The sequence below is a fragment of the Streptomyces sp. NPDC031265 genome (genome assembly GCF_055570295.1).
Genome location: NZ_JBVIHM010000001.1, coordinates 52994 through 66299, shown reverse-complemented (window position 1 = coordinate 66299; position 13306 = coordinate 52994). Strand labels below are relative to the sequence as shown.

Below are 13306 nucleotides of genomic sequence, written 5' to 3'. Positions count from 1 at the left end.
GATCCTGTCTGGGACGCGGGGTCGTGGCACGCCCTCCCCCAAGGCCTTAAGGGCCAAGGGGGCCCCAGCGGCGTTGTCGTCGGCTGCCGACTCCCCCAAGCTCTCGACTTCGTTCGAGCAGGGGGGACCCTCGTCGCGTCGACGCCCTCGTCCGCCTTGCGGCTGGACGCACCAGGACCCCGCTCACCGGGACCGAAAGGCGCAGGCACCTCGCGGGCGACCAGATCCGCCGGACAGGCCCCAGCGGCCGCGACGAGCCCCTGTCACGGGGTACCCGTCGCGTGCGAGAGAATCGGAAGCGCTCCTGGATCAATCTACGCGGAGGAACCGTGTCCGGATTTGTAGAAAAGCCCGAGCCGATTCAGGTTCCGGGCCTCACCCACCTCCACACGGGCAAGGTGCGCGACCTCTACCAGAACGAGGCCGGTGACCTGGTGATGGTCGCCAGCGACCGGATGTCCGCGTACGACTGGGTGCTGCCGACCGAGATCCCCGACAAGGGCAGGGTGCTCACCCAGCTCTCGCTGTGGTGGTTCGACCGGCTGGCCGACCTCGTCCCCCACCACGTGCTCTCCACCGAGCTCCCCGACGGCGCCCCCGCCGACTGGGCCGGGCGCACGCTCATCTGCAAGTCGCTGCGGATGGTCCCGGTCGAGTGCGTGGCGCGCGGCTACCTCACCGGCTCCGGACTCGTCGAGTACGACGAGTCCCGTACGGTCTGCGGGCTCGCCCTGCCCGAGGGGCTCAGCAACGGCTCCGAGCTGCCCGCGCCGATCTTCACGCCCGCCACCAAGGCCGCCGTCGGCGACCACGACGAGAACGTCTCGTACGAGGAGGTCGCCCGCCAGGTCGGCGCGGAGACCGCCGCGCTGCTGCGCCAGACGACCCTCGCCGTCTACGGCCGCGCCCGCGACATCGCCCGCGACCGGGGCATCGTCCTCGCGGACACCAAGTTCGAGTTCGGCTTCGAGACCGTCGACGGCGAGGACCGGCTCGTCCTGGCCGACGAGGTCCTCACGCCCGACTCCTCGCGCTTCTGGCCCGCCGAGACCTGGGAGCCCGGCCGCGCACAGCCGTCGTACGACAAGCAGTACGTGCGCGACTGGCTGACCTCCGCCGCGTCCGGCTGGGACCGCCACGGCGAGCAGCCGCCGCCCCCGCTGCCGCAGGACGTCGTGGACGCCACCCGGGCCAAGTACCTGGAGGCGTACGAGCAGCTGACCGGCACCAGCTGGAGCTGAGCACAAGAAGAAGCCCCCGGTCGGAGATCCGACCGGGGGCTTCTTTCGCTGAGCGGACGACGAGATTCGAACTCGCGACCCTCACCTTGGCAAGGTGATGCTCTACCAACTGAGCCACGTCCGCATGCGCCGTAGCGCGCAGCTAACTATACCCATCCGCGGCGGCGTGCGAGACGCACGGCCGTATGACGGTTCTCGGCACCGAGTTTCGTGGCGGCCGAGGAGAGGTAGTTCCGGACCGTTCCCGGGGAGAGTCCGGCGCGCTCCGCGATCTCCGCGACGGGCGCCCCGTCCGCCGCCAGCTCAAGCACCTGCGCCTCGCGAGCGGTCAGCGGAGAGTCCCCGGCGGAGATCGCGTCCGCCGCCAACTCCGGGTCCACATAGCGGTTTCCCGCGTGTACGGACCGGATGATCTCGGCGAGTGTGCGGGCGCTCACGGTCTTCGGTACGAAACCGCGCACCCCGGCCGCGAGTGCCCGCTTGAGGTGGCCGGGCCGCCCGTGGCTCGTCACGATCATGGTGCGGCAGCCGGGCAGCTCGGCCCGCAGGGATGTGGCGACACTCACACCGTCCGCCCCCGGCATCTCCAGGTCCAGCACGGCCACATCGGGCCGGTGCGCCCGCGCCATCGCCAGCGCCTCGGGCCCGGACGCGGCCTCCGCGACCACGGTCAGATCGTCTTCGAGGCCGAGCAGCGCGGCGAGCGCGCCCCGGATCAGATGCTCGTCGTCGGCGAGCAGGACGCGCAGGGGCGCCGCCGGTCCGCGTGCCTGCGCGTCCCCGGAATCCGCCCCGGCTCCGGACGCCGCTGCCGGGTCGGACGTCGTCATACGGTCAGCTCCTCGGCCAGTTCCGCGGCGCTGTGCAGCGGCACGGTCACCGTCAGCAGGAAGCGCTCGCCCGTGCGGGCCGCCTCCAGGGCGCCGCCCATCGGGGCGAGCCGTTCGCGCAGACCCGCCAGGCCCGAGCCGGGGGCGGCGGGGGCTCGGTCGGGGACGCCGTCGTTCTCCACGACCAGGGTGACGGCCGGGCCGTCGGCCGCGAGCCGGATCGCACATCTGCGCGCGTTCCCGTGCCGCAGCACATTGGTGGTGGCCTCGCGCACCACCCAGCCGAGCGCCGACTGCACCCCGGCGGGGAGCCCGGCCGCCGCGCCCGTGACCGCGCAGTCGATCCCGGCGGCCTCCAACACGCCCCGGGCGCCGTCGAGTTCGACGGCCAGGTCCGCCTCGCGGTATCCGCGCACCACTTCCCGTACCTCTCGCTGCGACTCCCGCGCGATGCGCTGGACCTCGATCATCTGGGCCACCGCCTCGGGCCGTCCGCGCTCGGCCAACTGCACGGCGAGCTCGCTCTTGAGGGCGATCACCGCGAGGTTGCGGCCCAGGACGTCGTGCATGTCCCGCCCGAAGCGCAGCCGTTCCTCGGCGACGGCGAGCCGCGCCTGGACGTCCTTGGCCTCCTCGGCCTGCCACATGTTCCGCAGCCCCCAGGCGCCGGGCCGGACAGTGATCAGCATCAGCGCACCCGTCGCCACCACCATCGGCAGCGGCGCGACCAGCTCCATGCCCCGGACCCCGGCCGCCGCGAAGGAGGCGACGACCGCGGCCGCGTACCCCAGGCAGTGCAGCAGGAAGGTGCGGGCCGGGACCAGCAGGGCGTACGGGATCATCAGCGCGATCGGCAGGTCGGTGAGGAGCAGCGGGAAGACGCTGCGCGAGTCCGTGGCGGTGAGCGCCGCGAGCAGCGCGGTGCCGACGCCGAGCAGCACCACCGGGGCCGCGAGCAGCCGCCGGGGGAAGGCGCCGTGGCCGAGGTAGTCGTCGTAGGCCGGGCCGATCCGGCGGGTGCCGACGACGCACTGCGCGATGTTCAGCACGAGCAGTGCCACGCCGAGCGAGGTGACCAGCGCGCTCCGGGGGCCGGCCGCGAGCAGCGGGAGGCCGCCCCAGGTCAGCAGGAAGAACCAGAGCATCGTCTTCATGGTGTTGCGCGTGTACAGGTCCATCTTCTGGATCCTGCTGCGCGCCTGCCAGCGCCGCCGCCAGCCGCCGATCCGGCGTATCCGACCGAGCACCCGTCATCCCCCTGTGTCAGCGCCGTGGTTCCCAGCGGAACCACTTGCGTACAGCAAACACGCCGAGCAGCATCCAGGCCACCGCCGTGGCGACCAGGCCGAGCACCTCGCCGGTGTCGAGCGCGCCGGTCCAGCCGCCCCTGATCAGGGCGATCGCCGGGGAGAGCGGCAGCAGTTCGCAGACCGACGCCATCGCGTCGGGCATGAGGTCCACCGGTACGACCATGCCGGAGCCCACCATCGACAGGAGCAGCATCGGCATCACCGAGATCTGCGCGGCCTCCGCGGAACGGGTGAAGGCCGCGGTCGCCGCCGCCAGGACGCACATCAGGGCGGCTCCCAGGGCGAGTCCGGCCACCGCGAGCCACACCGCGCGGGGCGCGGCCATGTCCATCACGACGGTGCAGCCGGCCGCCAGCAGCACGCACTGCACGAGCGCCAGCGCCACCGGCGGGAGCGCGGCACCGGCGAGGATCTCGCGGTCCCGCAGCTCGCCGGTGCGCAGCCGCTTCAGGACGAGCTCCTCACGGCGTACGACGAAGACGCCGACGAGGGCCGAGTAGACGGCGAAGAGCAGCACGTAGCCGAGCGAGCCCGGCAGCAGGACCGTGCCGACGGTCAGCCCGGTGTCCTTCAGGTCCATTCCGCGTGCGGCCGAGCTCATGGAGAAGGTGAGCATCGCGGGCAGCACGAGCGCGGTGAACATCGCCGCCTTGTTGCGGCCGAGCAGGGTGAGTTCGGCGCGGGCGAGCGCCTTCATCCGGGAGGCGGGGGTGCCGGGCGAGGGCGTCCCGACGCGTGGTTCGACGGCCGTGGCGCTCATCGGGTCGGCTCCTGTTCCCGGGCGATCTGCAGGAAGGCTTCTTCGAGGGACGCGGCCCGGATGTCGAGGCCGCGCAGTTCGACGCGGCCGTCCCGGGCCCACAGCAGCAGCTCGGTGGCGGCGTGCTGGAGCGCGGTGGTCTTCAGCCGTACGGTCCGGCCCTCGGTCTCGTGGCTGGAGACCCCGAGCAGGGCGAGCGGCGGGAGGTCGCCCAGGTGGTAGCCCTCGGGCAGCTCGAAGGAGAGGTGCGAGGGCTGGGCGGCGACCACCTCGTCCACGCGCCCGGCGGCGGCGATGCGCCCCTCGTGGAGGATCGCGAGCCGCTCGGCGAGCGCCTCGGCCTCCTCCAGGTAGTGGGTGGTCAGCAGCACGGTGGTGCCCGCGTCCCGCAGTTCGCGGACCAGCTCCCAGGTGGTGTGGCGGCCCTCGGCGTCCAGACCGGTGGTCGGCTCGTCGAGGAAGAGCACCTCGGGCCGGGCGAGCAGGGCGAGGGCGAGATCGAGCCGCCGCTTCTCGCCGCCGGACAGCTGCTTGACGCGTACGTCCGCGCGCCGGGCGAGCCCGACGAGCTCCAGCGCCTCGCCCACCGGCCGGGCACCACTCGTACATCCCGCCCACATCCGTACGGTTTCGGCCACCGTCAGCTCGGACGGGAAGCCGCCCTCCTGGAGCATCACCCCGGTGCGGGGGCGTACGGCGGCGCGCTCGGTGTACGGGTCGTGGCCGAGCACCCGGACGGATCCGGCGCTCGGCGGGGCGAGGCCTTCGAGCAGTTCGACGGTGGACGTCTTGCCCGCGCCGTTGGTGCCGAGCAGCGCGAAGAGCTCGCCGCGCGCCACGGAGAAGGAGATTCCACGAACGGCCTCGAAGCCCCCGGCGTAAGTGCGCCGCAGCTCCTCGACCTCGATCACATCTGGCATGCGTCCAGCGTTCCGCCGGATCGGGGCCGGGGGCAGTGCGGCGTGTCACGGGTCGGGATGACAAATGTCAGCAGCGCTCGCCTGGGGAAACGACAAAGGCCCCGGTCGTGATGACCGGGGCCTTTGCTTCCTGAGCGGACGACGAGATTCGAACTCGCGACCCTCACCTTGGCAAGGTGATGCTCTACCAACTGAGCCACGTCCGCATTGCTGCCGCCTGGCTCTCACCGGCGGTGCGAACACCACTGTACCTGATCCACAACTGTGGTCGGTAAGCGATGCAGAGCGGGTGACAGGAATTGCACACTGCGCCTTCCCCCTGGAAGGGGGATGTTCTACTACTGAACTACACCCGCACGCTGCTGGGGACTCGGCCTTCCGGCCTCGCCCCTCGGCGTGCTCCAGACTCTAGCTGATCACCCCGGGTGCAATGCAACTCGGTTGCCGGGGCCGTCAGTCCGGGGCCCCGGCAACCGCTCGTCCTCGGGCGCCCTCAGACCGCCGCGCCGAACGCCTCGTAGACCTTCTTGGGGATGCGGCCGCGCGCGGGCACCTCCATCTGGTTCGACCGGGCCCAGGCGCGGACCGCCGCCGGGTCGGGGGCGACGGCCGTGTGCCGGAACGCCTTCCCGGACTTCGACTGCTTGCGGCCCGCCTCGACGAACGGGGCGAGGGCCTTGCGCAGTTTCTTTGCATTGGCGGGATTGAGGTCGATCTCGTAGGCCTTCCCGTCCAGGCCGAACGTGACCGTTTCCGCCGCTTCTCCGCCGTCCAGGTCGTCGGAGAGCGTGACCACTACGCGTTGAGCCACGGATATCGGTTCCTTCCTACGGTCCGCCGTTCCCACGTGTCTGACGTGCGGCGATCCCGGCCTTCCGGCAGTTTTGGAGCAATGCTGTTTCTCTCGGGTTTCCCCTGAGAAACCTTTGTACAGCGACAGGCATTGCATTGTGAAGCCCAGCCAATTGCATCCGCGTGTCCGACCGCAATGCGCATGGACCGTTTTTCCCGGGATTTTTCCCACGTGTTGTCGCGGCCGAAACCGGAACGTGATCGGACACCTCCGATATCTACTCGCGTAGATTTTCCGGCCGGGTACTCTGAGGGAACCGCCTTCGCACCACACCACCACGGGAGTGCCAGTGGCACGCGTCGTAGTCGACGTCATGCTCAAGCCGGAGATCCTCGACCCGCAGGGACAGGCGGTGCAGCGCGCACTGCCCCGTCTCGGCTTCGAGGGGATCGCGGATGTCCGCCAGGGGAAGCGTTTCGAGCTCGATGTGGAAGGGCCCCTCGACGAGGCCGCCCTCGCCCGCATCCACGAGATGGCTGAAACGTTCCTCGCCAACACCGTCATCGAGGACTTCACCGTGAAGGTCGAGGAGTCCAAGTGACTGCTCGCATCGGTGTCGTCACCTTCCCCGGGACGCTCGACGACCGCGACAGCCTGCGGGCCGTGCGGATCGCGGGTGCCGAGCCGGTGTCGCTGTGGCACCGCGACAAGGACCTCAAGCAGGTCGACGCGGTCGTCCTGGCCGGCGGCTTCTCCTACGGCGACTATCTGCGGGCCGGAGCCATCTCCCGCTTCTCGCCGGTGATGGAGACGATCATCGAGCAGGCGAAGGCCGGGATGCCGGTCCTCGGCATCTGCAACGGCTTTCAGATCCTGACCGAGTCGCACCTGCTGCCGGGCGCCATGCTCCGCAACAACCACCTGCACTTCATCTGCCGCGAGCAGAAGCTGCGGGTGGAGACGAGCGAGACCGCCTGGACGGCCGACTACACGGCCGGGCAGGAGATCCAGATCCCGCTCAAGAACATGGACGGCCGGTACGTGGCCGACGAGCGCACGCTGGACGAGCTTGAGGCCGAGGGACGCGTCGCGTTCCGGTACAGGGACTTCAACCCCAACGGGTCGCTGCGCGACATCGCGGGCATCACCAACGCCGCCGGCAACGTCGTCGGCCTGATGCCGCACCCCGAGCACGCCGTGGAGCCGCTGGTCGGCACCGGCCGCACCGACGGCCTCGGTTTCTTCACCTCGATCCTCAAGAAGCTGGTCAACGCCTGATGAGCCTCGACACCGTCAAGCACGCCACCGGGACGCCCGACGTCGAGCAGCCCTGGAAGGAGCTCGGCCTCAAGGAGGACGAGTACGCCCGGATCCGCGAGATCCTGGGCCGCCGCCCCACCGGCGCCGAGCTCGCCATGTACTCCGTGATGTGGTCGGAGCACTGCTCGTACAAGAGCAGCAAGGTCCACCTGCGCCAGTTCGGCGAGAAGGTCCCCGAGAACGACGCGATGCTCGTCGGCATCGGCGAGAACGCGGGCGTCGTCGACGTCGGCCAGGGCTACGCGGTCACCTTCAAGGTGGAGTCCCACAACCACCCCTCGTACATCGAGCCCTACCAGGGCGCGGCCACCGGTGTCGGCGGCATCGTCCGCGACATCCTGGCGATGGGCGCCCGCCCGGTCGCGGTCGTCGACCCGCTGCGCTTCGGCGCGGCCGAGCACCCCGACACCAAGCGCGTCCTGCCGGGCGTGGTCGCGGGCATCGGCGGCTACGGCAACTGCCTCGGCCTGCCGAACATCGGCGGCGAGGTCGTCTTCGACGAGTGCTACCAGGGCAACCCGCTGGTCAACGCCGGGTGCATCGGCGTGATGAAGCACGAGGACATCCACCTCGCGAAGGCGTCCGGCCCCGGCAACAAGGTGATCCTGTACGGCGCCCGTACGGGTGGCGACGGCATCGGCGGTGTGTCGGTCCTGGCCTCGGAGACCTTCGAGTCGACCGGTCCGGCCAAGCGTCCGGCGGTCCAGGTCGGCGACCCCTTCCAGGAGAAGCTCCTCATCGAGTGCACCCTGGAGATCTTCAAGGAGAAGCTGGTCGCGGGGATCCAGGACCTGGGTGGCGCGGGCCTGTCCTGCGCGACCTCCGAGCTGGCTTCGGCGGGCTCGGGCGGTATGCGCGTGGACCTGGAGACGGTCCCGCTGCGCGACGCGACGCTCTCGCCCGAGGAGATCCTCATGAGCGAGTCGCAGGAGCGGATGTGCGCGGTCGTCGAGCCGCGGTACGTCGAGCGGTTCATGGAGATCTGCGAGAAGTGGGACGTCATCGCCACCGTCATCGGTGAAGTGACGGACGGCGAGCGCCTGGAGATCTTCTGGCACGGCGAGCAGATCGTGGACGTACCGCCGCGGACCGTGGCCCACGAGGGCCCGGTGTACGAGCGTCCGTACGCCCGCCCCTCCTGGCAGGACGCGCTCCAGGCCGACGACGCGGGCAAGCTGCCGCGGCCGCAGTCCGGCGAGGAGCTGCGCGCGCAGGTCCTGAAGCTGGTCGGCTCCCCCAACCAGGCCTCCAAGTCCTGGATCACGGACCAGTACGACCGGTTCGTGCAGGGCAACACGGTCCTGGCGCAGCCCGAGGACGCGGGCATGGTCCGCATCGACGAGGAGTCGAACCTCGGGGTCGCGATGGCGACGGACGGCAACGGCCGGTACGCGAAGCTCGACCCGTACACGGGTGCGCAGCTGGCGCTGGCGGAGGCGTACCGCAACGTGGCGGCCTCCGGCGCGAAGCCCCTCGCCATCTCCGACTGCCTGAACTTCGGCTCGCCCGAGGACCCGGACGTGATGTGGCAGTTCGCCGAGGCCACGCGCGGTCTGGCCGACGGCTGCCTCCAGCTCGGCACCCCGGTGACCGGCGGCAACGTCTCGCTCTACAACCAGACCGGTGACACGGCGATCCACCCGACGCCGGTCGTCGCCGTCCTCGGTGTGATCGACGACGTGAACCGCCGTACGCCGATCGCGTTCGCGCAGGAGGGGCAGCTGCTGTACCTCCTGGGCGACACGCGGGAGGAGTTCGGCGGCTCGGCGTGGTCCCAGGTGATCCACGAACACCTGGGCGGGCTGCCGCCGCGGGTGGACCTGGACCGGGAGAAGCTCCTCGGCGAGATCCTCATCTCCGGCTCGCGCGACGGCATGATCGACGCGGCGCACGACCTGTCCGACGGCGGTCTGGTCCAGGCCGTGGTCGAGTCCTGCCTGCGTGGCGGTCACGGCGCGCGCCTGGTCGTCCCGGACGGGCTGTCCGCCTTCACGTTCCTGTTCAGCGAGTCGGCGGGCCGCGCGATCGTGGCGGTCCCGCGCAGCGAGGAGCTCCGCTTCACGGACATGTGCGGGGCGCGGGGCCTGCCGGCGACCCGGATCGGCGTCGTCGACGGCGAGTCGGTGGAGGTCCAGGGCGAGTTCAGCGTGCCGCTTGCGGAGCTGCGGGAGACCCACGAGGCGACGATCCCGGCGCTGCTGGCGTAGTCGGCCCCTCCCCGCCCCTTCCCCAAACCCTCCGGGGGTTGGGGAAGGGTGCGGGGAGCTTTTCTGCCCGGGGGCTGCGCCCCCGGACCTCCTTGCCTGTCTGCGGGTGGGTGGGGGATGGTCGCGCACTTCCCCGCGCCCCTTCCCGGCGGCTGCGCCCCCGGGCCCCCGGTTCGTCCGCGGGCCGTGCGTGGCCGCTCGCACAGTTCCCCGCGCCCCTGAGTACCTGGGGGCGCGGGGAACTGCGCGCTCAGCCGACGACGGCTCGCAGACGAACCACGGCGTAACCAGGCACTTCAGGGGCGCGGGGAACTGTGCGACCAGCCCACGACGGGCGGCAGACGAACGGAGCGGGGTGCGGGGGGCGCAGACCCCGCTCAGGGGTCCGGGGGCGTAGCCCCCGGGAGAACCACCTCAGCTCACCCACACCCCCGGAGGGTTTAGGGAAGGGGCGGGGTGGGGCCCGGCAGGCGGGTTGCCAAGTACGCCGCCGCCGCCATCAACACCGCCCCCGCCACGAACACCACATCCGTCCCCGTCGTGAGGGCATGAACCCCTGACGCGTGCGACGGACCGTGCAGCGTGCGCAGCGCGCTCGTCGAGCCGCCCGGCCCCTTCGACTCGTACACCCGGCTCAGGATCGTGCCGAACACCGCCGCCCCCAGCGCGTTGCCCAGCGTCTGGAAGAACCGGACCCCTGTCGTCGCGACACCCAGCTGACGGGCCGGGGCCGCCGCCTGCACGATCTGGATCAGCTGGCCGATGAGCAGGCCGAACCCCATGCCCATCAGGAGCAGTTCGGCCCGGATCTGCCACAGGTTCGTGGACACCTGTGTCGTGGCCAGCAGGCCCAGCGCCGCCGTCGCCGCGACCGTACCCGTCAGCACGAACGTCTTCTGCGACCAGCCGCGCGCCCCCAGCCGCTCCGAGCCGAACCCGACGGCGGTCATCCCGATGGCCATCGGGATCAGATACAGGCCCGCCGACGTGGCCTCGATGCCCCGGACGACCTGGAGGTAGATCATCACGTACACCAGGGTGCCCATCATGGCCGCGCCGACCAGCCCCTGGATGGCGAAGCCGAGGCGGACCGCCGGGACCTTGAACATGGACAGCGGCAGGATCGGTTCGGCCGCGGTCGTCTGACGGCGCAGGAACAGCGCCAGCGAGGCCAGGCCGGCGACCGCGAGCCCGATGATCACCGGCGACGACCAGGCGTAGTCCTTGCCGCCCCACTCCGTCACCAGCAGCAGCGAGACCGAGAAGGCCGCGGCGAGCGCCGCGCCGAGGTAGTCGATGCGGTGGCGTACGGGAGTGACCGGCAGCCGCAGGACGACCACGGCCGCGGCGAGCACGGCGAGGCCGACCGGCAGGTTCACGTAGAAGATCCAGCGCCAGCTCGCGTGGTCGGCGAGTGTGCCGCCGACCCACGGGCCGAGCGCCATCCCGGCCCCGGCGACGATTCCGCCGATGCTGCCGGCCTTGCCCCGGCCGCCCCCGCCGTCCTCGTCCCCGGGGCTCTTCAGCTGGGCGAGCACCACCATGGTGACGCTCATCAGGCCGCCACCGCCGATGCCCTGCACGGCCCGCGCCGCGATCAGTTCGCCCATGGACTGAGCGGCCCCGCACAGCGCCGAGCCGACCAGGAACGTGGCGATCGCGCCCACGAAGACCTTCTTGGCGCCGATCGTGTCGCACAGCTTCCCGTACAGCGGCAGCACCGCCGCCGAGGCGAGGGCGAACGAGCTGATCAGCCACGGGATCTTGTCGACCCCGTGGACCGGGTCGAGGTCACGGACGATCGGGACGGTCGCGGCCGACACGATGTTCGTGTCGAGCACCGCGAGCAGGATCGTCACCAGGCAGACGGCGAAGCCGATCCTGACCTGGCCCGCGGACATGACCGGGGCCGGACGCGCCCCCTCCTCGGCGTTCGCCGGCCGCGCCGTTTTCGGCATGGGTGTGCTCAGGGTCTCGGGCATGGTGGATTCCCCCTCCGGTGCGGCAGTCGGGGCCGCTCGCCGTAGTCGTGGGCACCACCCTGACCCATATTCTGTACTGAGTCAACTTTTCATCCTGGATTAAAATTCATCCTGGTACAGTGGCGGTCATGGCGGAGTACGCGGAGAAGCCCGCACCGGCCCATATGGGCCTGCGGGAACGCAAGAAGTGGCAGACCCGGCGCAGGCTCATGGCCACCGCCCTCGACCTCTTCGCCCAGCGCGGCTACGACAAGGTCTCGGTCGCCGAGATCGCCGAAGCGGCGGACGTCTCGAAGATGACCGTCTTCAACCACTTCGACTCGAAAGAGGACCTGGCGCTCCGGCCGATGGAGGAGCACAGCGACGACGTGGTCCGCGCCGTCCGTGAGCGCCCGGCGGGCGAGTCCGCCGTCGCCGCCGTGCGCGCCCACTACCTGGCGGCCGTCGAGGCCCGCGACGCGTCCATCGGCCTCAGCGACGACCCGCTGGTGCTCCAGCTGCTGCGGCTCATCATGGAGACCCCGGTGCTGCTGAACCGCGCCCGCACCGCTCTCGTACGCAGCTCCGACCTGGTCGCCGAGGCGCTGGGCGAGGAGACCGGGGACCGGGTGCTCGCCCGGGTCGCGGCGGCCCAGCTGATGGGCACGCGCGCGACGCTGGTCAGCGAGAACCACCGCCGCCTGCTGCTCGGCGACCCGGCGGAGGACATCGCCCCGGACGCCGTCCGCCTGGCCGACCGCGCCTTCGACCTGGTCGAATTCGGCCTGGGCGACTTTGCGACCAAGGGGTAGCGCTTCGCTGGCTCAGTCGGGTTTTCGGCCGCGGACCGTGCTGGGTCGCTCGCGCCCGCGCGGCGGAGCCGCAAAATGTCAGAGCCCCGCGCCCCTGACTGCCTAGGGGCGCGGGGAACTGCGCGCTCAGCCCCCACCGGGCCGCAGCCGAACCTGTAAGCCCCAAGCCACCACCGCATAGGCTCGCGATCATGCCTCCCGCCAAGAAGCGCACGCGCAGCTACGACCCGGTGAAGACCCGCGCCGCCGTCCTCGCCCAGTTCGCGCACGTACGGGAAGCGGTGGCGCGTCTCGCGCCCGACGCGCTGGAGCGGCCGACCCGGCTGGTGGGCTGGACCGTGCACGACCTCGCCGCGCATCTGGCGCGGGCCGTGGACGTGGTCGCCAGGAACCTGGCCGAGCCGGCGCCCGCCCCCGGCCGCCCGGACGTCACCCTGCCGGACTGGCCGTTCGCCACCGCCACCGCCACCGCCACCGCCGCCCGCACCCCGGACGGGGAGGGCGTCCCGGACCTCGCCTCCCTCTATGCCGACGTGGCCGCCCGCACCGGGCAGCTGCTCCCGGGCGCCGAGGACACCCGGCTCGTCAGGACGGTCCTCGGCACCATGACCCTCGCCGACCACCTGGTCACGCGCACGGTCGAGCTCTGCGTCCACACCGACGACCTGAACGACGCCGTGCCCGGCCTGGACATCCCGTACGACCGCCAGGCGCTCGCCGCCTGCACCCGGCTGCTCGCCGACGCGCTCGCGGTGAAGGCGCCGGGCGGCTCGGTCGAGGTGCGCGTCCCGCCGTACGCGGTGGTGCAGTGCGTCGAGGGCCCGAAGCACACCCGGGGCACGCCCCCGAACGTCGTGGAGACCGACCCGCTCACCTGGATGCGGCTCGCCGCCGGGCGCAGGGCGTGGGCGGACGAGCTGGACGGGGGGCGGGTTGCGGCGAGCGGGGAGCGGGCGGACCTCTCCGCACTCCTGCCGGTGCTTTCCCGCTGAGGAATGCGGCCCGGCCGAGGTGGTCATATGGCTACGGCAGGTGACTTCGGGCCGGGCCCCCGCCGGGGCCCGCGCGACCTCCGTCACATTTCCCGCCCGGCCCCTTCACCGGCCTTTTCCCGTCAGGGCGGGAAAAGCCCTGCTCGACCCCGTCCGGCAG

Annotated in this window: 12 protein-coding genes and 3 tRNA genes; 6 read left to right on the top strand and 9 right to left on the bottom strand. The window is 71.4% G+C overall.

The genetic code is table 11. The features are described 5' to 3' along the window. The first annotated feature begins 329 nt into the window (after positions 1–329). Positions 330–1241, top strand: coding sequence for a phosphoribosylaminoimidazolesuccinocarboxamide synthase (locus ACZ499_RS00300; RefSeq protein ID WP_468412395.1), 912 nt, complete (start codon positions 330–332; stop codon positions 1239–1241). 51 nt (positions 1242–1292) lie between these two features. Here ACZ499_RS00300 and ACZ499_RS00295 read toward each other — a convergent pair. The 8 genes from ACZ499_RS00295 to ACZ499_RS00260 form a co-directional block, all read right to left on the bottom strand. After that, positions 1293–1365 (bottom strand) — tRNA-Gly (locus ACZ499_RS00295). A 22-nt stretch (positions 1366–1387) separates the two neighbouring features. Further along, positions 1388–2071: a response regulator gene (locus ACZ499_RS00290; protein WP_468412397.1), complete on the bottom strand. Its 684-nt coding sequence runs from the start codon at positions 2069–2071 to the stop codon at positions 1388–1390. Continuing rightward, positions 2068–3318, bottom strand: a complete 1251-nt coding sequence (locus tag ACZ499_RS00285; RefSeq protein WP_468670590.1) for a sensor histidine kinase — start codon at positions 3316–3318, stop codon at positions 2068–2070. Before ACZ499_RS00285 ends, ACZ499_RS00290 begins: the two co-directional genes overlap by 4 nt. Before the next feature lie 16 nt (positions 3319–3334). Then, positions 3335–4141 (bottom strand): ABC transporter permease, encoded by an 807-nt coding sequence (locus ACZ499_RS00280; protein ID WP_468670589.1) that lies wholly within the window; start codon positions 4139–4141, stop codon positions 3335–3337. Beyond that, entirely contained in the window at positions 4138–5061 is a 924-nt protein-coding gene (locus tag ACZ499_RS00275) for an ABC transporter ATP-binding protein (RefSeq protein WP_468670586.1), read from the bottom strand. Before ACZ499_RS00275 ends, ACZ499_RS00280 begins: the two co-directional genes overlap by 4 nt. Before the next feature lie 133 nt (positions 5062–5194). After that, a tRNA-Gly gene (locus ACZ499_RS00270) sits at positions 5195–5267 on the bottom strand. Positions 5268–5345: 78 nt separating this feature from the next. Further along, positions 5346–5417, bottom strand: a tRNA-Gly gene (locus ACZ499_RS00265). A 137-nt stretch (positions 5418–5554) separates the two neighbouring features. Then, the gene (locus ACZ499_RS00260) at positions 5555–5872 is read right to left on the bottom strand and encodes a histone-like nucleoid-structuring protein Lsr2 (RefSeq protein WP_385549511.1); all 318 of its coding nucleotides are present in this window, start codon (positions 5870–5872) and stop codon (positions 5555–5557) included. A 331-nt stretch (positions 5873–6203) separates the two neighbouring features. Here ACZ499_RS00260 and purS point away from each other — a divergent pair, with 331 nt between their 5' ends. The 3 genes from purS to purL are packed head-to-tail and all read left to right on the top strand — an operon-like array spanning position 6204 to position 9381. After that, on the top strand, positions 6204–6455 hold the full coding sequence (gene purS / locus ACZ499_RS00255; protein WP_067162360.1) for a phosphoribosylformylglycinamidine synthase subunit PurS: 252 nt from the start codon (positions 6204–6206) through the stop codon (positions 6453–6455). Beyond that, positions 6452–7132, top strand: a complete 681-nt coding sequence (gene purQ, locus ACZ499_RS00250; protein WP_468412406.1) for a phosphoribosylformylglycinamidine synthase subunit PurQ — start codon at positions 6452–6454, stop codon at positions 7130–7132. Before purS ends, purQ begins: the two co-directional genes overlap by 4 nt. Then, complete coding sequence (gene purL, locus ACZ499_RS00245) at positions 7132–9381, top strand: phosphoribosylformylglycinamidine synthase subunit PurL (RefSeq protein WP_468670582.1); 2250 nt, start codon at positions 7132–7134, stop codon at positions 9379–9381. The genes purQ and purL overlap by 1 nt, the downstream gene beginning before the upstream one ends. Before the next feature lie 440 nt (positions 9382–9821). On the opposite strand, the gene ACZ499_RS00240 is transcribed toward purL, so the two are convergent. Further along, positions 9822–11282: an MFS transporter gene (locus tag ACZ499_RS00240; protein WP_468672024.1), complete on the bottom strand. Its 1461-nt coding sequence runs from the start codon at positions 11280–11282 to the stop codon at positions 9822–9824. A gap of 209 nt (positions 11283–11491) precedes the next feature. Here ACZ499_RS00240 and ACZ499_RS00235 point away from each other — a divergent pair, with 209 nt between their 5' ends. Together ACZ499_RS00235 and ACZ499_RS00230 are read left to right on the top strand one after the other, a co-directional pair. After that, positions 11492–12154 (top strand): TetR/AcrR family transcriptional regulator, encoded by a 663-nt coding sequence (locus ACZ499_RS00235; RefSeq protein ID WP_468670579.1) that lies wholly within the window; start codon positions 11492–11494, stop codon positions 12152–12154. 191 nt (positions 12155–12345) lie between these two features. Further along, complete coding sequence (locus ACZ499_RS00230) at positions 12346–13146, top strand: maleylpyruvate isomerase family mycothiol-dependent enzyme (protein WP_468670577.1); 801 nt, start codon at positions 12346–12348, stop codon at positions 13144–13146. Positions 13147–13306: the final 160 nt, after the last annotated feature.